This is a genomic window from Actinoplanes philippinensis (genome assembly GCF_900113015.1).
Lineage (GTDB): Bacteria > Actinomycetota > Actinomycetes > Mycobacteriales > Micromonosporaceae > Actinoplanes > Actinoplanes philippinensis.
On the sequence record NZ_FONV01000016.1, the window covers coordinates 169,375 to 189,260 of the forward strand.

Below are 19,886 nucleotides of genomic sequence, written 5' to 3' on the forward strand. Positions count from 1 at the left end.
GCCGTACGCGTATTAGGCGGACGCCGTGGCGGGCGCGACCATATGGGCCGTCCAGAGCGGTGTCGATCTCTACCTCGACGACGGTGGTCGGTTCGACCGGGGTGAACGCCAGCGGCTGCCGATCGGCGAAGCCTCTAGGCCGCGTTTCGTAAATGGTCCTCAAAGCCACTGGTTGATGACGGCGATGGTGACGGTGGCTTCGAAACGGACGGCGAGTTTGTCATACCGCGTGGCCATCGCCCGGTTCTGTTTGAGCTGGTTGATGCCGCATTCCACGGCATGACGCTGCCGGTAGACGACCGGATCGAATGCTGGGGGACGCCCGCCCTTGGAGCCTTTGGCCTTGCGGTGGGCGTCCTGGTCGGCCTTGCTCGGGATACACACCCTGATCTTGCGGCGGCGGGCGTACCCGCGATTGCCCCGGCTGGTATACGCCTTGTCCGCCAGGACCAGATCCGGCCGGGTACGGGGCCGGCCACCACCGACCCGATAGACCTTGATCCGTTCGAGGACCCTGATGAACTGCGGACTGTCACCACGCTGACCAGCAGTGATAACCGTCGACAGCGTCTTACGGCCTTGCTCGCAGGCCAGATGGGTCTTGGTGGTGAACCCGCCCCGGGACCTGCCCAGACCGTGATCGTCGGGTTCGGTGAACACCCCACCCGGCGGCTCCTTCTGCAGGTCACCATCCCGGCGGGCACCCCCGGCATGCTGATGGGCACGGCTGATCGTGGAGTCGACGCTCACCGCCCACTCGATGTCACCGGCCGCGTCGGCCCGGGTCTGCAGCCGCGACAGGATCGTCGCCCAGGTCCCGTCGCGCTGCCAGCGCCGGAACCAGCGATACAACGTCTGCCAGGGCGCGTACACCTCGGGCACGTCCCGCCACGGTGTGCCGGCCCGGACCCGCCACCGGATCCCATCGATGATCTGCCGTTTCGTCCATCGTGGCGGACGACCTCGTTGCGGATCGGCAGGCAATGCGGGTTCCAGCACCGCCCACTGAGCGTCGGTGAGATCGTGTCGCCTCGCTGCCGCTACCCTGAGCACGAGGTCTCCGGTTGTTCAGGTTTGCTTGGTCGCTAACCCGTCTACCGGAGACCTCACTTCGTATCGACAACCGCCACGCCGAGACCCGTCACACCTCGCCCGGACTTACGAAACGCGGCCTAGTCCACGCTGCCGGGAGTGGGGACGGCCACGGGTGGCCAGCGTGAGGTCCGCTGAAGGGAAGCCCTCGCAAGGCAGGAGCCAGGTCCCGTCGGTGCTCAGGCCGGATGGGATGAGTCCGACCGGTGTACCGGAGCATCCCAGCGTCATCGAAGCGCCCCAGCAGCAGCGCCGTCGGGTGCTGCAGGGTGCCGGTCACTCCGCCGATGACATATTCAGTGGTGTCGCGAGCACGGGCCTTCGTCCACGACTTAGCGCCGGGCCGGTATCGGTCGCTGACCTGCTTGATGACTACGCCCTCGACTCCGGCGACGGCGAGGTCTTGGAGCCACCCCTGTGCCACCGCATGATCTGTGGTCTGCGGGCAGATCACGAGCTGTGGCGGCGCTGCTCGTAGCATCCGTTCCAGTTTCGCGCGCCGCACGGACAGCGGCTGATCAAGCAACTCGGTGCCGCGTCCGTCCCGCAGGATGTCGAACGCGACAAGATGGGCCGGGTACTTGCCGGCGACCTCGGCGATGCGGCGACCGGCCGTGAGTCGCCGCTGGAGGAGGGAGAAGCTGCACCGGCCTCGCTCGACATCGCAGGCCAGTAGCTCTCCATCGATCACGACCTTTGGTGGCAGCGCTGTTGCCAACGGATTGGTGAGGTCAGGGAAGTAGCAGGTCAGATCGGTGCCCTGACGCGATTGGATGCGCACGCCATCTGAAGTCCGCCAGATGATCGCGCGGAAGCCGTCCCACTTCATCTCGTAGACCACCGGCGTCGGGCCCGGGTCAGGAAGCGATCTAACGGAGACCGCGCTGACGGGGTCGACGGGCCAGCGCAGCATGACGGTCCCTTCGCCATTGGGATCTCACGCTAGCCTCGGCGCGGTGGCCCTGACCTGCGAATACGCCGATTTCATGCAGGCCGCGTCGGTATGGCAGCGGTTCGGCCTTCGCGGGTCAGCTCTGGTGCCGGTTGATCAGGGTCATGAGGTTCCGGTTGGCTACCCGGGCTGCTTCCAGGTCATCGGTGCGTTCTTCGAGTTGATGGGTGAGGTCGCGGACTCGTTGTTCGAGTTCGAGGCACCGGTATTCGAGTTGGGCGGCCTTGTCGGGGGCGCCGATGCCGCTTGCCTGGTGGGCTTGGACGCCGAGCGCGTCGGAGAGCCTGTTCTCCAGCAGCTTGATCTGTTGAACCAGGCGGGCGTTCTGGGCTTGGGCATTCGCCAGGTCGGTGTGGAGCCATGCTGCGGAGGCGACGGCTGCCGTCGAGATGGTCGTGCTCCGTTGGGCCTGCTCTACGGCGAGGCGGAGTTCCGGATGCCGGTAGATGAAGGAGCGGTGGACGCCGGCGGCTCGGGCCACGGAGGAGATGGTGATGTCGTGTGCGGCCTCGACGAGGGCGGTGAGGGCTTGTCGCACCCGGTCGTGGCGCCGGGTGGTGTCGCCGGCGCGGGCCGCGGCGAGCGCGGCACGGGCCGCTCTCATGGTCGCCTGCCGGGTGCGGGCGGGTCGGCCGTGGGTGCGAGGACGCTGGGCATGCCGAGGGACACGTGTTGGCGGACCTGCCGGACGGTGGCGCAGGCTAGCTTGATGTGGGCTTGCTCCTCTGCGGTGAGGTTTGCGAGGTCCGATTCGACGCGTCGGATGAGATGCCGGACTTTGGTGATCTCGGTGTCGCTGGGGGTGGCTTCGGCGCGGGCCCAGTCCTCGAGGTCGGTCGTCGCCAGGACGCGTTCGCGGTCGGCGAGGAGCCGGTCGAGGTAGAGGCGGAGTTCGGGAAGGTAGGAGGCGTCGGTTCGGAAATGGCCGCAGCCGAGGCAGCGGAGGCGGTAGGGGCATGCGGTGCCGCCGGCTTTGACGTTGGAGGGCTCGGCGCACACGCCGAACGGGACGGCGACCTGGCCGACGCCCCGGCGGGTGTGTTCGCTATCGATCAGCTGGGTGATCTCCCGGGCGAGGTGCTGGCCGGTGCCGTCGTACTGGTGGGCCGCGAGCTGGTCGACGGCCTTGCGAGTGCGCTTCTCGGTGATCCGGTAGTAGATCTGCGTGGTTTCGGTCGATCGGTGGCCCATGAGCTCGCGCAGGACGTCCATGGGGGTGCCGGCGTCGGCGTGCCGCTGGGCGAAGCTGTGGCGGTAGGCGTAGGGAACCAGGTATTCGCGGGGGAACGCGGTGCCGTCGGGCAGCGTCGGCGCGGGAAGACTGTCGACCCATTGCCGGTGCGCCTGTGTCAGGGTCGTCGCTCTGATCGCTCGTGCGCCATGGGAGTTGCGCTGTCTGGCGGGCAGCAGGACCAGTTGCCGGTCAGGGGTGTTCGGGAACCGGTCTCGGGTGCGCTGTTGCTGCTCGCGGATCAGCTGGGCGGTACTGGCGGCGATCGGTAGGCGCCGCTCGACGCGGTTGGCCTTGAAATCGGTGTAGACCAGCACATGGTTGCCGTCGGCGTCCTGGTCGAGGCATTGCTGGGGTAGCCGGCAGATCTCGTCGGGCCGACGGCCGGTGTCCATGATGAGTTCCACGGCTACGCGGAACTCCCGCACGATCTGCTTCTCCAGCTCTGGCAGCCCGGCGATGAGGGCATGGAAGACCGCGGGCGGCAGCGCCCGCCAGGACTGCTTGCCAGGTGCGGGCGGGAGGTCGCCGCGGCGTATCGAGAACTCCCCTGACAACCCCGCCATGGCGTTTCCCGGCTTGGTGAGCCCGGCATCGCGACACGTCGTCAGGACGGCCTTGACGTGCCGTACGACCTTGACGTGCTGTGCCGGGGTGAGCATGTCACTTTTGTCGAGGTGGCTGAGGCGGGTCAGGAACGCCAGGATGTCGCTACGCCCCAGCTCGCCCGGCTGGACTCCCGCGTCACGGCGGTGCAGCCGCAGGCTCTCGGAAAGCAGTGCCATCGAATTCACGTGATCACGTAACACTCCAGCGGGCTTGGTCGAACGCCGCCGGTGCACATCCTCGGCCGTCCACCACTTCATGCCGGCGCGCAGCCAGGGCTGGCTGATTGCGGTGAAGTCGACCGCGCCGCGCAGTCCCAGGACGCCGAGGTCCCATACGTCGCGGTGTTGTTCCTGGTCCCAGGTGCTGATAGCGCGGCGAGCCTCGCGCCGCAACAGTTCCAGGAGGTTCCGCAGCCGGGGCAGCATGTCGCCGTCCTGAGCGGTATGCAGGCTGACAGCCTGCTGATGCCGAAGGTTGCCGATGACGAGGTGCCAGTCACCGGTGTTGACCTTGGCGCCGCTCTCGGCCAAGCGCTGCGTGGCGGCTATCATCTGGGCCCGCACCAGCCGCGGAATAGCCCGAAGGTTGATGAGGCCGGCACGCCGCAACCCCGGTTCGGTCAGGCACCAGCGGTCGAGGTCGAAGCCGGGTTGCCGGTGAACCTGCTTCCATCGACCGTGGTGCGACAGGCAGAGACCGCGCAGGTTATGGGCCAGCCGGACACAGGTCAGCACTTTGCAGTCACCCAGCGAGGACAAGGGACCGACGTCCGGCTGGGCGAGGAGCGCCGCAACGTTTTCCGGTGTGATGGAACCGAACCGGGTGAACACCAGCGAGCGATGGGTGTTGCACAGCGCGTCGGTGCTCAAGTGTTGCGGACGCGGGCACCCGGGCACCGCGCACGGCGTATCGAAGAGCTTCCAGCGGCTTCGCCCCGCTGGGATGGGCTGAGCAGCGAACTCGTCCAGAGAAACGGATCGGTCCCACCTGTTCCGGCACGCCCTGCACAGCTTGCCGTCTATGGAGCTGGTCTCGCAGTCGTTCACCAGGCAGCATGGCCATCCGAAGGCGGGGTGCTGCGGCTGCGGTAGGAGGATTCGCAGGTCCGCATGCCACCCCGCATCCGCCCAGAATTCCGCCGAAAGGCTCTCCTCAAGACGTCGCACCTCGTCTTCTCTGGCTAAACCTGGATCGAGGGAACGCGATGGAGTGAGCCGGTGAGAGACGTGACCAGCCTCGTGCGCGGGCGCGGTCATGACGGGGAGTTCCGGTAGGCGGCGGTCCGATCCACTGCCGCACGCATCCGAGGCAACGAGGGATGCAGATACGGCCGTAGCGAATCCGGGCGGGCATGGCCCAGCAGGTACTGTGCCTCGTCGAGTGCACCACCGGAGTCGAGAACGTCACTGGCGAACCCGTGCCGCAACATGTGCGGGTGCAACAACCGTTCCAACCCGGCCCGCCGAGACAGAGCCACGAGCAGCTCATTGATCGCTCCGGGGCGCATCGGCACACCGACCGGCTCGCGGAACAGGTTCACCAACACGAAGTCGCACGGCTGCGCCGCTCGGCACGCCGCCCGCTCCCACCAGTAGGCATCCCACGCCTGGACCAACAGCGCGTCCGCCGGCAGCGTCCGTTCCCGGCGTGATTTCGCGAACGCCTTCCGCGGCGACACGTCGCGCCGCACCACGTGCAGGTGCTCCTGGGCGACGTCGCAGCCCAGCGCCGAGGCGTCGAGCATGAAATGCACGTCCTGCCGGCGCAGCGATACCAGCTCGCCACGACGCAGTCCCCGGGCCAATGCCAGCACGATGAACCGGTCCCGCGCCGATCGGCACGCTCCTACCAATGCGACGACCTCGTCCTGCGTCGCCCGATCTACCTGTCGTTCGGGATGCGGAAGCCGGTGCCGTGCTCGCGCTACGGCTCGTGGTGTGACGTTCTCGCCCCGGACCTCGTCAGGTAGCCACCGGTCGTCGGATAGTTCGTACAACACCCCCAGCAGGTCAGCCGGGGCCAAGCCACATGCCACCCCGTGCTTGCACAGCTCCCGAACGACGGCGACGATCGCGTTGACCCGGGAAGCGCCGCGGGTGCCGCCATGGCGCAACCACAACATGAATCCGGTCAGCCGGTGCGCACCCTGCCACCAGTCCAGCCGGAGGCTGCGGCACCACGACGTGTACAAGGCCAACGCCCGTGCATACGCCTCAGTCGTACTCTCCGCGCAGCCCCGCCCGAACCGGATATGCCGCAGGAACTCATCGACCTCCGCGACCACGCGCAACTCCTCGTCAAGCACGGTCCAATAGACCTGTGCCGACGGCAAACGCACCGGGAACGCCTTCACCATCACCACCTCGGCCGGAACGCTACGGCCGACATGCGCCAACACGGAACACCCCGACAGAAGGGTTCAACAGGTCGTTATCCGGCCCTTAGACCGCATCTCATTTGGGGTTGTTACTGTTCAACAGGTTCAGCCTGGCCGCGCGGCGGTAGCAGATGACAGCGCAAGCCAGGCGCAGGAATCCGCGGAAGTGGAAAGCCTTACGGTCGTAGCGGCGGACCAGACGCCGGAACCGGGTGACCCACTCCAGACAACGCTCAATGACGTAACGATGCCGGCCGAGCCGGGTCGACGACTCGATGCCCTTACGCGCGATCCGGGCCTTGATCCCGCGCCGGGCCAGAGCTTGGCGGCAGGCCCGGTAGTCGTAGCCCTTGTCGCCATGCAACTTCGCGGGCCGCTTGCGGGGCCGGCCTACCGGCTGGCGCACCGGGCTGATGCCGTCGACCACATCTTCGAGGACCTTGTGGTCGTTGACGTTGGCAGCCGAGATGTCGGCGTGCAACGGGAGCCCGTTCCGGTCACTGATCGCGTGAATCTTGGAGCCGGGCTTACCGCGGTCTACCGGGCTCGGCCCGGTCAGATCCCCCCTTTTGCCGCCCGCACGTGCATGGCGTCGATACTGGCCCGCGACCAGTCGATCTGCCCAGCAGCGCCGAGCACATCGAGCGTGGCCTGGTGCAGCGCTTCCATCACCCCTTGTTCGACCCACTCCGTGAACCGCCGGTGCGTGGTGGCCGACGAGATCGGGAACGACTCCGGCAACTCGTTCCAGGCGCAGCCGGAGTCGAGCACGTACAGGATCGCCGCAAGCGCTACGCGATCGTCGATACGCCGCCGCCCGCCGCCTTGATGCCTTTTCGGGTGCTCGGGCAGCAGCGGCTGCGCAAGGTCCCACAACGATTCCGGGCAGTACTTCTCCACATCACCCACGACCAGTACAACGAGTGATGTTGTGCTGCAACAACCCCAAACGAGATGCGGTCTTATGCGCAACAGTGCACGACACCTGTACGACCCCGACAGAGGACCGTGATCCCGCACGAGGCCGACGTGGTGGTCTGCGGCTGGATCCCTGGCCGGGGCCGGCTGCGGGACACCATCGGCGCGCTGCTGGTCGGCGCCTACGACCGCGCCGGGCGGCTGCATCTGGTCGGCCGGGTCGGCAGCGGCCTGTCCGGTGCCTCCCGGCAGCAGCTGCAGCAGCAGCTTGCGCCGTTGCGCCGCCCTCAACCGCCGGCCGGGCACGCCGAGGCCATGGCCATGACCGAGGCGACCTGGGTCGACCCGCAGGTGGTCGCCCGGATCGCCTATCGGTCCTGGACCAGCGGCACCCAGCTACGGCACCCGGTGTACCGGGGTGTGCTCGACGACCGGGACATCTCGGCCGCGCAAATGCCCGAGTAGCCGCCTCGGCCCGCGCGTTACTGTGCAGGTCCTTCCCAGCCAGGGCGTCGACGGAACGGGACAAGGTGAGAGCTGGCGTCGGTGGCTTGGCGGCGTAGCGCGGTGTTCTCGGTGTGCAGCGCCGCGATCACCGTGGCGGCGGCGTCGAGCTGCGCTTGCAGCGTGCGGCGCTCAAGGGTGCTGGCGCGCAGACGTTCGCGTAGTTTTTCTAGTTGTTCATCGCGACGGCGAACGGCCAGGCCGGTAGGGCTGTCACCGGCGCGGGCGTCCCATTCGGCGAGGATGTCAGCGGCGCGGTTCATCGTGGCCCGGCTGACTTGGGCTTCACGCCAGAGGTTGTTCTTGGTCAGCGTGCCGTCGGTGTGTAGTGGTCGGCCGTTGAACAGCCGTTGCATCGCCTCACGCAGTCGTTGCCGGGTGGCGGGCGACACGCCGGCGCTCATGGGTGGTGCCGATCGAGGACGCGGTCTACTTCCTTGAGTTCGGCCTCGATACGGCGCCGGTGGTTGGGGGCCAGTTTGTCGGTGTCCAGCAGGTGGTGCAGGGACGACTGCTCGGCGCTCCAGATCGGGATGTGCGCGGGGGCGATGATGCTGTTCGCGCAGCGGCCGGGCTGGCAGCGGTCGAGCAGGGGGCCCCGGTGGCCGTCCGGCACGATGGCGTCTTCCAGGCACTTTGCCCCGGTGGGATCGTTGTCGTTCATGGTGCAGTGGTTGAGTTTGCCGAACCGAATCGAGATCCGGGTGCGGCGCAGCAGGTCGTGTTCGACGCGCACGTCGCCGCGGCGGGCTTGGTTGGTGGCGCGTAGTTGCTCGGCCTGGGCGCGGACGGCGGCGAACGTTTCGCGCATGCGGTCGGCGCCCGGGCCGAACCCGATGGCGTGACCGTCGGTGTCGGCGTCGAAGAGTTCGGTCAGACGCTCGAAACGGCGTTCGGTGATCGATTTGTCGAGTTGACGTGCCCAGGAGGGGTCGTTGTCCATGTAGCTGCTGGTGACGCGGTTCGCCAGGGCTCGGGTGGCGACGTGCTTGAGTTGCATCCCGACGGCGATCTCGGCTCCCGGAACGTCACGGGTCAGCATGGCCATGGTGCGCCGGAACATGTGCGGTGTGACCTTGCCTGGCGGGATGAGTTCCAGGCCGCTGATGTGCCGCCACCGGTTCATGTGGTTGATGAGGTCGACGATCGCGGCGATGCTGGCGAAGCCGTCCCCCGTGCGCTTTCCGGTCACTGTGGCGAATGTCAGGGTTTCGTGCTGTGACAGCCGGGCCGCGGTCTCGAGAGCGCGGGCTACGGGCGGGGTGATCCACCAGTGCTTGACCGGCAGCGCTGGGTCCAGCTTCTGCTTGGTGGATTTCACCGCGGGGCTGCCGTAGTAGTCGGCCACGGCGTCTTTAGTGATCTGCCGTAGTTCCGAGTCGCGCATCATCGACAGTGCGGCGGTGAAGACGTAGCAGGCGTTGCGCAATGTCACCTGTTCCAGCCAGAGTTCGCGGCTGCCCAAGGCGTCGTGCCAGGGCCCGCGGGTGCCGTCGGGCCGGCTCACCTCGACGAGGTCGGCGAGCAGACCCGGGCGGGTGCGTCCGGCGGCGGCCAGGCGGTCGACGGCGGCTGTTCGTCGCGGCCCGTGAGGGGTGTCGCTTTGGAAGAAGGACGGGGAGACGCCGAGGATGCTGGCGAGTATCCGCCGGTGGGGCACCGGGTTCGGTCCTTCGCCGACGTGGGGGCGGCGCAAAGGCACGGTGCTGGTGGGGTCGCTCAGCCAGGCTTGGAAGCGTTGTTCCCCGGCGCCTCGTCCGCTGGCCGGTCTGTTCTTCAGGTCGCCCCAGTGGTCGGTGGCACGGATGATGTCGGGGGCGAACACGTCGATGTAGGTCCAGCAGTTGCGCAGCAGCGGGAACCAGATGTCCGGTGGGATCGCCGGGGTCCGTAGCGGCGCGACGATCGGCTGGTTGGCCACGGCGTTGGTGGAGACACCCGGCCACGGGTCGTGGGGGATTCCCGCGCCGGTCAGGGCGGCACGGAACCGGTGCAGGGCTTTGATCAGGTGAACCCGGGGATCGGCCTGTCTCCAGCTTCAACCGGTCACTGCGATGACCAGCGGTGGGCCTCTCATCCCACACGGTTTCTCAGCGCCTCGTGGCGCACAGCCGAGCTCGTCGATGCAAAGCAGGTCGACGCGTCCGTAACGGGCGATGGTTTTGGTCAGGACTCGATCATCGGCGGCTTCGACGAGTTCGTTGACCAGCTTGGTGGCCAGGGCGTAGCGGACGCGGTAGCCGGCCATCGCGGCTTCGGTGCCCAGGGCGATGAGCAGATGGGACTTGCCGGTCCCGGAATCGCCGAGCGGTTCCTCGGGTGGGACGCTTCTCGCCATTCGACTCCGGAAAGGCAAACCCGGCACGACAGCGGGGTCCCGCCTTTACTGGGCGCCCCGAATCACATGATCGTTCCTGTGGACCCCGTTCGACAGTTGGTGAGTTCCAGCCGGTACCAGCTGTAAACGCCGGTGATCCGTTCAGCCCACTGGGCAGTTGCCCGGGTTTTCACGATCGCCCAGTTGTTCGTGTCCCGGACCCGCCAGTCACACAGAGTCCCGGCAGGCGTCGTAATGTTGATCCAGATCACGCCGTCGCCGGCAGGCACTGCGCCGGTTTCGCAGCCGCTCCACGGCACGGTGCAGAACCCGGTGGCAGCCTGCGCGGGCTGGGCGGTGACGGAAACAAGACCGGCCGTTGCCATCAGCACGGCCGCCGCGTTTAGCAGCTTTTTCATAGCCATCCCTCTTCGCTGAGGTCGAACATGCGTGAGGGCAGCGTTACGTACGGTTCTGGCATGGAGCTGTCAGCGATCTGGATGAGATCCGATCAGGTGCGGGTGCGCCGGACCTGTTCGGCCCACAGGTGCAGCTGCCGGGCGAGGTCGTCGGCCTGGTCGGGGCTCAACCGTGCGGTCATGCCGGTGCCGAGCAGGCTCACGTTGACCCAGATGTGGTCGTCGCGGGTGCCGCCGGTGACGGCGCCGCCGTGCATGCGGTCACCCCAGCCGCGTTCGTTGCCGTGTGTGCCTGCCGCTTGCCGTTCGTTTGGCCTGCGCTCCATCCGTAGACGATATGCAGGCATCTATTTCTGCACTGTTAGTGAAACACCGTCCGAACGCGCGTCTATCCGGGAACCTCGCAACCCTCACACACCGGTCGATGATCGGCTACGTCGGGTGTCTATGCGGGTTACCTCTAACCGGGGATCGACGTAAGAGGCGTGCACTGGGATGGTTCTTTCCGCCACACACAAGCCGCAACACGTCATCTTCAACACGAATGCGAGAAAACTGCACATGAGTCTGCACCTCGACGAAAACGCCGTCCGCGCCAACGCCGCCGACATCGCTGGCCGCGCCGCGAAGCGCAAGTCCCGCAAGATCTGGGCGTTCGCCGCCGTCGGCACGCTGATGGCGACCGGCGCCGCCTACGCCGCGGTGCAGCTGTTCTCGTACGGCACGATCAGCCAGGACGCGGCGACGATGAAGGAACTCAACCTCACCGAGGCGAAGCTGACCGGGTCGCTGGTGCCGGGGCAGACCGTCGGCGGTTCGGTGAAGGTGGCGAACCCGAACGACTTCCCGGTGAAGGTCACCGCCGTGATCCTGAAGGATGCGTCGCTGCAGGCGACCGGGCAGGGCTGCGACCCGGCGACCGTGTCTCCCGGCGGCTCCGTGGCCGCGTACCCGGCCGGCGGCGCCGGCCACAAGATCGTGCTGGCGGCTCCGGTGACCATCAACGCCAACGGCGGACCCGTCACCGTCACCGTTCCCGGTGCCGTCTCCCAGGCCGGCACCGCGACCGGCCTGTGCGCGGTGTCCGCGGACTTCGCGGTGGAGGCCAGCGTCGGCTCCTGATCTGCGGGCCTGCTCGAAGGGGGCATAGGCGGTGCGGTGACCTCGTGGGGGTCACCGCACCGCCTATTTTTGTGCCTGCGGACAGTAGTGGGCCGCCCGGACTCAAAGTCTCGGACGGCCCAGGCCGAGACAGGTACAACGCCACCGCGTGGGCCTTGAACTGTGCGGGATGGTGCTTGTTCGCCAGCCTGCTTCAGGACTCCTGATCTACCCGGCCCTCACGATCCGAGGTTCAAGTGTCCAAGATCAAGCGGGAAGGCCCGATCCCGCCAATGGGCATGTTCGAACATTGCTCACCTAATCCGCCGGGGCGAGCCGAAGATCGGGCTGGACCGCCCATGGCTCTTGCATTCTCGTGCAGCAACGGACTGAGCAGATATTGCATGGGCTGAGAGGTCACAACAGCCGGGTCCGGTGAGTGCACGTGAGTCCCGCACCGGCACAGCCGGCAGATCCTGTTCAAGACCCGAAGTCAGTAGTCAGGGCACGGGTCAGAACGGCCGGTACGGGATTCACGATCATTCTCACTGTCAGATCAGGAGCATGATCACCAGGAGGCCTTGCGGATGCCGGGCAGTTCGCCGCGCAGGGCCATCTCGCGGAAACGGACGCGGGACAGGCCGAAGCGGCTGAACACGCCGCGTGGACGGCCGTCGATCATGTCCCGGTTGCGGCGGCGCGACGGGCTGGCGTCGCGGGGAAGCCTGGCCATGGCGCGCATCGCGTCGGCTCGCGTCTGCGGGTCGAGGATCTGCTTCTTCAGTTCGGCGCGCCGGTCGTAATGCCGGAGGGACAGTTCGGCGCGGCGTTTCTCCCGCTCGGTGAGGCTGCGGCGGGCCATCAGCGGTCCTCCCGGAAGTCGACATGTTTGCGCGCGACCGGGTCGTACTTGCGCAGGACCAGGCGGTCGGGGTTGTTGCGGCGGTTCTTGCGGGTGACGTAGGTGTAGCCGGTGCCGGCGGTGCTGCGCATCTTGATCACGGGCCGGATGTCGGTGCTCTTGGCCATCAGATCTTGACCCCCTTGGCGCGCAGCCGGGCGATCACGGCGTCGATGCCGTCCCGGTCGATGATCTTGATGCCGGTGGTGCTGACGGTGAGCCGGACGGGGGTGCCGTCGGCGAGGCGGTAGCGGCGGCGCTGGATGTTGGGGTTCCAGCGGCGGCGGGTGCGGCGGTGGGAGTGCGACACGGCGTTGCCGAAGCTTGGCTTGGCGCCGGTCACGTCACAGACGTTGGACATGGTGGCGACTTTACAATGAAAACCGTTTCCAACAAGATGGGGGGTGTGAGTGCGAACCCGATCACCGACGCTCTGCCCGCCCGAGTGGACCAGCGGCCTGCCGTCACCGTGCTGTCCGGCTTCTCCCCCGGCGCGGTCCACGCCACCGCCCAGGCGCTGCTGCTCGCCGAGGACCGGCTCCTGGCGATCCGGCATGACCTGACCGGCATCCGCGACGGCCGGCTCCGGCGTACGGTTCGCTCGGCCACCGAGCTGATCGAGGACGTCACCACCACGCTGGTGCACGGCTGCGTCTCCTGCACGCTGCGCGAGGACGTGCTGCCGACTCTCGTACGCCTCGCCCGCACCCGCCCCGGCAGCGACCTGCTGCTGGTCCTGCCGCCCTCGGTGGAGCCTGAGGCGGTGGCGTCCGCCTCCGAGCACTGCGTCGTCGACGGCGCACCGGTCACCGACGCGGTCCGCTTCGACTCCTACGTGACCGTCGTCGACACCGAGCGCTTCCTCGACGATCTGGCCAGCACCGACGACCTGAGCGACCGCGACTCGCACGCCGCCGGTGACGACCACCGCGCCGTCGCTGAGGTGGTCGTTCATCAGGTGGAGTTCAGCGACACCGTCGTGCTGTGGAGCCGCCCCGGCGCCGACACGCTGGAGCTGAGCCGGGTCGGCGCCCTGGTCCACCGGCTCGCGCCCTGGTCCATTCAGGTGACCGTCGGCACGACCGCACAACTCGACTGCACCGGACTCAGCACACTCGTACGTCGTACCGGCCGGCACAACCCACGGCGGCCCGGCATCCTCGGTCTCGCCTTGGAGGGCCGGTCCATCGCCGTGGACGACGCCGGCTCCGACGTCACCTCGGTCCTGTTCGAGACCCGGCGGCCGTTCCACCCGCAGCGGCTGCACGACGCTCTGGAGGACCTCACCGAGCACGCCCTGCGCGGGCGGGGACAGCTGTGGATCGCCAGCCAGCCGGACACCGTGCTCGCCTTCGAGTTCGCCGGCGGCGGCGTCAGCCTGGGCACCCTCGGCTACTGGCTCGCCGCCCTGCCCGCCGAGCGCTGGACCGAGACCAGCGACGAGCGCCGGATCGCCGCGGATCTGTCCTGGGATCCCTACTACGGCGACCGTCGCACCGTGCTCGCCCTCATCGGCCTGCGCCTCGACCACGCGGCCATCACCGAGCGGCTGAACGCCTGCCTGCTCACCGACGCCGAACTCGCCGACGGCTTCGACGCCTGGCGCCGCCTGCCCGACCCGTTCGCCGGCTGCTTCCCGCTGACCGACGACAACACCATCACCGAGGAGAACCAACCATGAAACCCGGCATCCACCCCGACTACCACCCCGTCGTCTACCGCGACCGCAGCGCCGGCTTCGCCTTCCTCACCCGCTCCACCGCCACCAGCGACAAGACCGTCGAATGGGAGGACGGCAACACCTACCCGGTGATCGACGTGGAGATCTCCGCCGCCGGCCACCCGTTCTGGACCGGCAAGAAGCGGCTGCTCGACACCGCCGGCCGAGTGGAGAAGTTCCGCGCCAAGTACGCCCGCAAAGCCAGGTGATCAACGGTGGGCGGCACCGGACCGCCGCCCACCACCGCCGGTCACGAAATCGAGCAGGTCGTCGATCAGCTTGCCCGTCGACTCGCTCGGCAGCGCGTAGTAGACCCGCCGGCCCTGACGCCGGCGCTGAACGAGTCCGGCGTCCGCGAGGTGGCGCAGGTGATGCGAGATCGCGGTCGGATGCGCCGGCACGACCTCGCTCAGCTGCGCCGGGGTGGCCTCGCCGGCGCGCAGCACCATCAGGATGTGCAGGCGGTGCTGGTATGCCATGCCGCGCAGCACCTGCACCGCCCGGTCGAGATCAGCCGGATCGATCAGGTCGGCGCTCATGCCGGAACCGCCCGCACCCGTGTCCCGCACGCGATCCGGCGAGGCCGTCGCAATCCCCAGGAGGCGACCAGCACGGCAGTCGCGGCCAGCGAGACACTCGCGCCGGCGGCGATGTTCCACCGGCCGGAGACATAGAGTCCGACCAAGCCGCTCGCGATGGCGAACGTCACGGCGAGCAGGGTCGCCACCGGCAGGCGGTCCGTCCACAGCCGGGCGGCCGCGGCGGGGGCGACGATCATCGACAGGGCGAGGATCGTGCCGACGGCCGGAACCACGGTCACCACGACCAGCACGATCGTCAGCAGCAGCACCACGTCCCATCCGCCGGCGCGGACGCCCGATGCGCGGGCGCCGGCCGGATCGAAGCCCGCGTACAGCAGCGGCCGGGAACACAGCACCAGCACCAGCGCGACCACCGCCAGCACCACGGCCGTCACGACCAGATCCGGCGCGCTCACCGTGAGGATCGAGCCGACCAGGAACGACGACAGGTCGCGGCTGAATCCGCTCTGCGTGGCCACGAGCGCGGCGCCGAGCGCGAACCCGCCGGACACCAGCACTCCGGTGGCGGCGGCCGCGTCCTGGCCGCGGCGCCGGGTCAGCGCGGCCACCCCCAGCGCTACGACTGTGCCGGTCACGACGCCGCCGAGCAGCAGATTCACCCCGATGATCGAGGCCGCCACCACGCCGGGAAAGGTGGCGTGGGTCAGCGCCATCGTGAAGAACGACAGCCGCCGCACCACGACGTGCACGCCGATCAGTCCGGTCAGCGCGCCGACGAGGACGACCTCGGCGACGGCCCGGTGCATCACGTCATCCCACCAGTTCATGCGGTGACTTCCTCTGCAAGGCAATCGGCGGTACGCGGCGGCGATCTCGCCACAGCCGTACCGGCAGGAGCAGCAAGTAGGCCAGGACGAGCATCAGCACCACGGCGGAGGCCGACGTGAGCGCGATCCCGTAGTGCAGCGACGCGGTCCAGCTCAGCAGGAGCCCGAGGTAGCCGCCGGCGAGGACCAGCCCGGTGCCGATCACGGCCATCGGCACGAGCCGGTCGGTGACCATGCGGGCGGCGGCGGCCGGGACGATCAGCAACGCGACGACCAGGATCGTGCCGACCGCGCGGACGGCGGCGACCACGACCAGCGCGAGCAGGATGTTGAGCCACAGGTCCAGCCGGCCGATGCGCAGTCCGGCGGCTGCGGCCCCGGCCTGGTCGAAGGCACGGAAGATCAGCGCCCGGGCGCCGATCGCCAGGGCGATCAGGATCACCACGGCCAGGGCGACGGTCTCGGTGATCTGCCGCGGCGTCACGGTCAGCAGGCGGCCGAAGAGAAAGGCGGTCAGATCGGAGGTGTACGACGTGCGCCGTGACACCAGGACGACGCCGATCGAGAACATCGCGGTGAGCACCACGGCGGTGGCGGCGTCGTCGGTGAGCCGTGCGGATCGGGTCAGGACGGTCAGCACCACGGCGGTCAGCAGCCCGGCCACCAGCGCCCCGGTGGCCAGGCCGTCCATGCCGCCGGCGACGAACCCGACGACGACACCGGGGAACACGGTGTGGGTCAGCGCGTCGGACACGAACGACAGCCGCCGGACGAAGACGAACACGCTGACCGGGCCGCAGATCAGCGCCAGCAGGGCGATCTCGGTGAGGGCACGGCCCATGAACGGTACGGCGAACGGCTCGATCACGGCTCGACCAGCACCATCCGGCCGTCGGCCAGATCGATCGCGGACCTGCCGTACGTCTGCCGCAAGGGTTTTGCCGTGAGGGTCTCGGCGGGGGTGCCCACCGCCCACTGCCGGCCGTTGATCAGACACACCAGATCGGCCAGATCCCGGGCGACGGCGAGGTCGTGGGTGCTGAGCACCAGCGCGGTCCCGCCGGCGGACAGTTCCCGCAGCACCCGGACGATCGCCTCCTGGCTGACCGCGTCCACGCCGTTGAACGGCTCGTCGAGCAGGAGCAGCTTCGGCTGGGCGGCGATCGCGCGGGCGAGCAGCACCCGCTGCCGCTGGCCACCGGAGAGCAGCCCGAACCGCACGTCGGCCCGGTCCGCGAGGCCGACCCGGTCCAGGGCCTCGCGGACCGCGGCGCGGTCGGCGGCCCGGGCGGGCCGCCACCACCCGAGTTGCCGGTAGCGGCCCATCATGACGACCTGCCGGACACTGACCGGGAAGTCAGGGTCCAGATTGCCGGTCTGCGGCACGTACCCGGTCAGCGCCCGGGCACGGGCCGGTGTGTGGCCGAGGACGGTGGCGCTGCCGTCGAGGATCTCGGCGAGACCGAGGACGGATTTGATGAGGGTGGACTTGCCGGCGCCGTTGGGGCCGACCAGGGCGAGCCGCTGCCCCGGCCTGAGTTCGAGGTCGACGCCGGTGACCACGGGGGTGCCCGAATAGCCCACGCTGACTCCGTCCAGGCGCAGGGCGGCGGTCGTCATGTCAGCCGGCCAGCGCGTCGACGATGACCCGCGTGTTGTGCCGCTCGGCGCCGAGGTAGGTGCCCTCCGGCGAGCCGGGCGCGCCGAGGCTGTCGCCGAACAGCGCGTCCTCACCGGCGACGACCTTGACGCCGGCCTGCTGCGCGATGGCCTCGGCGGTCTTCGGCGGCAGTGAGCTCTCCGCGAAGATCGCTGTGGTGCCGGTCGCCTTGATCTTTGCGACGAGGTCGGTCAGCTGCTTGCCCGACAGTTCGGCGGATGTGTCGAGGCTGGGGATGACCGAGCCGACGAACTCCAGCTCGTAGCGCGCGATGTAGTAGCCGAACGCGTCGTGGTTGGTGACCAGCTTGCGGTCGGCCTTCGGGATCTTCGCCCAGGCGGCGGCGTTGTCGCTGTCGAGCTTGTCGAGTTCGGCGGTGTAGGCGGCGAGGTTCTCGGCGAACGCGCCGGCCTTGGCCGGCTCGGCGGCGGCGAGGCCCTTCTGGATGTTCGCCACCATGATCTTGGCGTTGCGCGGGTCGTGCCAGATGTGCGGGTCGTGTTCCTCCTCGCCCGCGTGCTGCTCGCCTTCTCCCTCGGCGTGCTCACCCTCCTCTTCCTCGTGGTGGCCGCCTTCGCGCAGGGTGACGCCCTGGCTGGAGTCGACGACCGTGCCCTTGAACCCGGCCGATTCGATGGTGCGGTCGAGCCATTCCTCGAGACCGACACCGTTCTTGACGACCAGCTCGGCGGTCGCGATGGCTTGCAGGTCGGCGGGCGTGGGCTCGTAGTCGTGCGGGTCGACGTTGGGTTTGATGATCTGGGTGACGGCGACGTCGGCGCCACCGATGTTGCGGACGAAGTCGGCGACCTCCGGCGTGGTGGCCACGACGGCGAGCTTGGGGCCGCTCGCCGTCGAGGAGGCGCCGGTCTCGGGGGTGCCGGAACCGCAGGCGGCCATGAGGGTGGTGGCTGCGGCGATGCCGGCGGTCCAGATCAGACGGTGGGCGTACTTCATCGATTCCACTCCTGTCACTGAGGAGTGGAACGATAATCATTCTCATAAACTATCGTCTAATGGCAAGGTGACGATGTATTGAAGTCACCCACCCGGCGCAGCCCCGGCATGGCGAGTCAGGCCGCGCGCCGCCCTTCGAGCCGCTCCGACCGGCTCACCTGAAGATGAAAATCGATATCGTGTTCATCGCCACCGGATCCCTACGCGACATCCACTCGGGACCTGCTAGTGTCCCGATGAAAACGAGATTCGTTTTCATTAATTTCGCGGAAGGAGACGATGCGTGAAGAGACCCTCCACAGGGGTCGCGTTCAGCCTCGCCGGCCTCGTCCTGGCAACGGCCGTCCTGTTCGGCCCCACTCCCGCACTGGCCGCCGACCAGGTGGTGCTGTCCCAGGGGCACACCGATGCCGTCGACGTGCGCTATGAGGGTGGCCAGCTGCGCCTCAAGGTCAAGGACGACACGGTGAGCCCCGCGGTGGTACGCGACCCGGCCGACGTCACGTTCCAGGTCCTGCCCGCCGCCGAGACGGTCGTGCCGGACCTACCGGCGTTCGCGTTCCTCGGCGCACCGGGCAGCAAGATCTGGATGCTTCCCCAGGTCCAGGACCCGGCCCTGCTGTGGCCGGGATGGAACACCACCACCCTGACCTCAGGCGTCTTCGCCGGTGACCGGATCAGCCTCAGTCTGGTCGGGGTCGACGGCCCCGGTGACGTGACCCTGTTCGACACCAACTCGCTCGGCACGCCGAGCATCAAGTTCCGCAGCAACGACGGCCTGCCCGACCGGCTCGACGTTCCGGTGCACACCCACGCGCACGCCGGCTGGGTGTTCTCCGCGACCGGCACGTACACGCTCACGTTCCAGGCCGATGCAACACTGGCCGACGCAAGCACGCTGACCACCGGCCCGGTCGACTACCGGTTCGTCGTCGGCGAGCTGCCGGCCGGCGGCGACCTCAGCCTCGGCATCTCCGGCATGAACGAGGGCGAGTACCAGCCGGGCGACGCCGTCACGCTGCAGGCGGTCCAGTCCCCGCAGGGGCCGCTGACGAAGTACCAGTGGTTCAGCAAGAAGCCGGCCGAGGACGAGTTCACACCGATCGAGGGCGAGACCGGCGCGTCGTACAGCTTCACCGCGACGCGGGCCCTCAACGGCACACAGTACGTGGTCAAGCTCCACGACGGTGAGAAGGTGGTCGCCACCAGCGCCGAGGTCTGGCTGTGGGTCGCGTTCCCGCCGGAAGGCAGCAGCGCCGCCAAGACGGTGACCGCCACCATCAACGCGTCCGACGGCGCGCTCGTGATCAGCGTCGATCCCGAGAATCGTGCCGTCAACCTGCCCGCTGCCGTGTTGTCCGCGGCCGGCGACCGGTGGGAGAGCACCGGCGCGCTCAAGCCGGTCACCGTTACCGACACCCGGGCCGCACAGCCCGGCTGGACGGCGTCCGGGCAGGTCGCGGACGGGTTCCGGACCGAGGACGGCAAGACGTTCGCCGGCGGCTTCCTCGGCTGGACGCCCGGCATCACCGCGCAGGGCAGCCGGCAGGGCGTGATCGCCGGGCCGGTCGCCCACCCGTACGGCACCGTGCAACCGCACACCGGTCTGGGCGGCAGCGCCGTGCTGGCGTCCGCGCCGAACGGCCGGGGCCTGGGCACCGCCCAGCTCGACGCGACACTGAAGCTCAGCGTCCCGACCGACACAGCGGCCGGCGCCTACACCGGCACCCTGACCCTGACCGCCATCTGAGACGTCGCG

At 68.5% G+C, this 19,886-nt stretch carries 24 protein-coding genes; 5 read left to right on the forward strand and 19 right to left on the reverse strand.

The window, feature by feature from the left end; genetic code table 11:
* Positions 1-159: 159 nt before the first annotated feature.
* From BM290_RS36940 to BM290_RS36965, 6 genes are all read right to left on the reverse strand, one after another.
* Positions 160-1,053 (reverse strand): IS5 family transposase, encoded by an 894-nt coding sequence (locus BM290_RS36940; protein ID WP_093620591.1) that lies wholly within the window; start codon positions 1,051-1,053, stop codon positions 160-162.
* 88 nt (positions 1,054-1,141) lie between these two features.
* A complete protein-coding gene (locus BM290_RS36945; RefSeq protein WP_093620592.1) occupies positions 1,142-2,005 on the reverse strand; it encodes an ATP-dependent DNA ligase in 864 nt (287 codons plus the stop codon).
* Between the two features lie 115 nt (positions 2,006-2,120).
* The gene (locus BM290_RS36950) at positions 2,121-2,648 is read right to left on the reverse strand and encodes a DUF6262 family protein (RefSeq protein ID WP_093620593.1); all 528 of its coding nucleotides are present in this window, start codon (positions 2,646-2,648) and stop codon (positions 2,121-2,123) included.
* On the reverse strand, positions 2,645-4,753 hold the full coding sequence (locus BM290_RS36955) for a tyrosine-type recombinase/integrase (protein ID WP_177320048.1): 2,109 nt from the start codon (positions 4,751-4,753) through the stop codon (positions 2,645-2,647). Before BM290_RS36955 ends, BM290_RS36950 begins: the two co-directional genes overlap by 4 nt.
* 383 nt (positions 4,754-5,136) lie before the next feature.
* Positions 5,137-6,282, reverse strand: a complete 1,146-nt coding sequence (locus BM290_RS36960) for a tyrosine-type recombinase/integrase (protein WP_203779706.1) — start codon at positions 6,280-6,282, stop codon at positions 5,137-5,139.
* A gap of 55 nt (positions 6,283-6,337) precedes the next feature.
* Positions 6,338-7,161 (reverse strand): IS5 family transposase gene (locus tag BM290_RS36965; protein ID WP_093620595.1). Its coding sequence is split into 2 segments (ribosomal slippage): positions 6,338-6,826 and positions 6,829-7,161, totalling 822 coding nucleotides; the frame shifts between segments, so codons are not numbered across the junction.
* A gap of 108 nt (positions 7,162-7,269) precedes the next feature.
* Between BM290_RS36965 and BM290_RS36970 the strand changes: the two genes are divergently transcribed.
* A complete protein-coding gene (locus BM290_RS36970; RefSeq protein ID WP_177320050.1) occupies positions 7,270-7,644 on the forward strand; it encodes an ATP dependent DNA ligase in 375 nt (124 codons plus the stop codon).
* Positions 7,645-7,661: 17 nt separating this feature from the next.
* On the opposite strand, the gene BM290_RS36975 is transcribed toward BM290_RS36970, so the two are convergent.
* The 5 genes from BM290_RS36975 to BM290_RS47700 form a co-directional block, all read right to left on the reverse strand.
* On the reverse strand, positions 7,662-8,087 hold the full coding sequence (locus tag BM290_RS36975; RefSeq protein ID WP_093620597.1) for a hypothetical protein: 426 nt from the start codon (positions 8,085-8,087) through the stop codon (positions 7,662-7,664).
* Positions 8,084-9,508, reverse strand: coding sequence for a hypothetical protein (locus BM290_RS49290; protein ID WP_203779708.1), 1,425 nt, complete (start codon positions 9,506-9,508; stop codon positions 8,084-8,086). The genes BM290_RS36975 and BM290_RS49290 overlap by 4 nt, the downstream gene beginning before the upstream one ends.
* 213 nt (positions 9,509-9,721) lie before the next feature.
* Complete coding sequence (locus BM290_RS36985; RefSeq protein ID WP_203779710.1) at positions 9,722-10,021, reverse strand: ATP-binding protein; 300 nt, start codon at positions 10,019-10,021, stop codon at positions 9,722-9,724.
* Positions 10,022-10,083: 62 nt separating this feature from the next.
* Positions 10,084-10,419, reverse strand: a complete 336-nt coding sequence (locus tag BM290_RS36990) for a hypothetical protein (RefSeq protein WP_143134057.1) — start codon at positions 10,417-10,419, stop codon at positions 10,084-10,086.
* Between the two features lie 92 nt (positions 10,420-10,511).
* Positions 10,512-10,745, reverse strand: coding sequence for a hypothetical protein (locus tag BM290_RS47700; protein WP_143134058.1), 234 nt, complete (start codon positions 10,743-10,745; stop codon positions 10,512-10,514).
* A gap of 235 nt (positions 10,746-10,980) precedes the next feature.
* Here BM290_RS47700 and BM290_RS36995 point away from each other — a divergent pair, with 235 nt between their 5' ends.
* Positions 10,981-11,541, forward strand: a complete 561-nt coding sequence (locus BM290_RS36995) for a hypothetical protein (RefSeq protein ID WP_093620599.1) — start codon at positions 10,981-10,983, stop codon at positions 11,539-11,541.
* A gap of 547 nt (positions 11,542-12,088) precedes the next feature.
* On the opposite strand, the gene rpsN is transcribed toward BM290_RS36995, so the two are convergent.
* From rpsN to rpmB, 3 genes are read right to left on the reverse strand one after another with little or no spacing between them, the layout of a single operon-like run.
* The gene (gene rpsN / locus BM290_RS37000; RefSeq protein ID WP_093620600.1) at positions 12,089-12,382 is read right to left on the reverse strand and encodes a 30S ribosomal protein S14; all 294 of its coding nucleotides are present in this window, start codon (positions 12,380-12,382) and stop codon (positions 12,089-12,091) included.
* Positions 12,382-12,549 (reverse strand): 50S ribosomal protein L33, encoded by a 168-nt coding sequence (rpmG, locus tag BM290_RS37005; RefSeq protein ID WP_093620601.1) that lies wholly within the window; start codon positions 12,547-12,549, stop codon positions 12,382-12,384. The genes rpsN and rpmG overlap by 1 nt, the downstream gene beginning before the upstream one ends.
* Entirely contained in the window at positions 12,549-12,782 is a 234-nt protein-coding gene (gene rpmB, locus BM290_RS37010) for a 50S ribosomal protein L28 (protein WP_093620602.1), read from the reverse strand. The genes rpmG and rpmB overlap by 1 nt, the downstream gene beginning before the upstream one ends.
* A gap of 45 nt (positions 12,783-12,827) precedes the next feature.
* On the opposite strand from rpmB, the gene BM290_RS37015 reads away from it, so the two are divergent.
* Positions 12,828-14,102 (forward strand): CobW family GTP-binding protein, encoded by a 1,275-nt coding sequence (locus tag BM290_RS37015; RefSeq protein WP_373871137.1) that lies wholly within the window; start codon positions 12,828-12,830, stop codon positions 14,100-14,102.
* Entirely contained in the window at positions 14,099-14,350 is a 252-nt protein-coding gene (locus BM290_RS37020; protein WP_093620604.1) for a type B 50S ribosomal protein L31, read from the forward strand. Before BM290_RS37015 ends, BM290_RS37020 begins: the two co-directional genes overlap by 4 nt.
* Here BM290_RS37020 and BM290_RS37025 read toward each other — a convergent pair whose 3' ends face one another.
* From BM290_RS37025 to BM290_RS37045, 5 genes are read right to left on the reverse strand one after another with little or no spacing between them, the layout of a single operon-like run.
* The gene (locus tag BM290_RS37025; RefSeq protein ID WP_177320051.1) at positions 14,351-14,680 is read right to left on the reverse strand and encodes an ArsR/SmtB family transcription factor; all 330 of its coding nucleotides are present in this window, start codon (positions 14,678-14,680) and stop codon (positions 14,351-14,353) included.
* On the reverse strand, positions 14,677-15,510 hold the full coding sequence (locus tag BM290_RS37030; protein ID WP_093620605.1) for a metal ABC transporter permease: 834 nt from the start codon (positions 15,508-15,510) through the stop codon (positions 14,677-14,679). Before BM290_RS37030 ends, BM290_RS37025 begins: the two co-directional genes overlap by 4 nt.
* Positions 15,494-16,378 (reverse strand): metal ABC transporter permease, encoded by an 885-nt coding sequence (locus BM290_RS37035; RefSeq protein WP_093620606.1) that lies wholly within the window; start codon positions 16,376-16,378, stop codon positions 15,494-15,496. The genes BM290_RS37030 and BM290_RS37035 overlap by 17 nt, the downstream gene beginning before the upstream one ends.
* A complete protein-coding gene (locus BM290_RS37040) occupies positions 16,375-17,130 on the reverse strand; it encodes a metal ABC transporter ATP-binding protein (protein WP_093620607.1) in 756 nt (251 codons plus the stop codon). The genes BM290_RS37035 and BM290_RS37040 overlap by 4 nt, the downstream gene beginning before the upstream one ends.
* 1 nt (position 17,131) lies before the next feature.
* Positions 17,132-18,127 (reverse strand): metal ABC transporter substrate-binding protein, encoded by a 996-nt coding sequence (locus BM290_RS37045; RefSeq protein ID WP_093620608.1) that lies wholly within the window; start codon positions 18,125-18,127, stop codon positions 17,132-17,134.
* A gap of 283 nt (positions 18,128-18,410) precedes the next feature.
* Here BM290_RS37045 and BM290_RS37050 point away from each other — a divergent pair, with 283 nt between their 5' ends.
* Entirely contained in the window at positions 18,411-19,877 is a 1,467-nt protein-coding gene (locus tag BM290_RS37050; RefSeq protein ID WP_177320052.1) for a choice-of-anchor M domain-containing protein, read from the forward strand.
* The last annotated feature ends 9 nt before the right edge of the window (positions 19,878-19,886 follow it).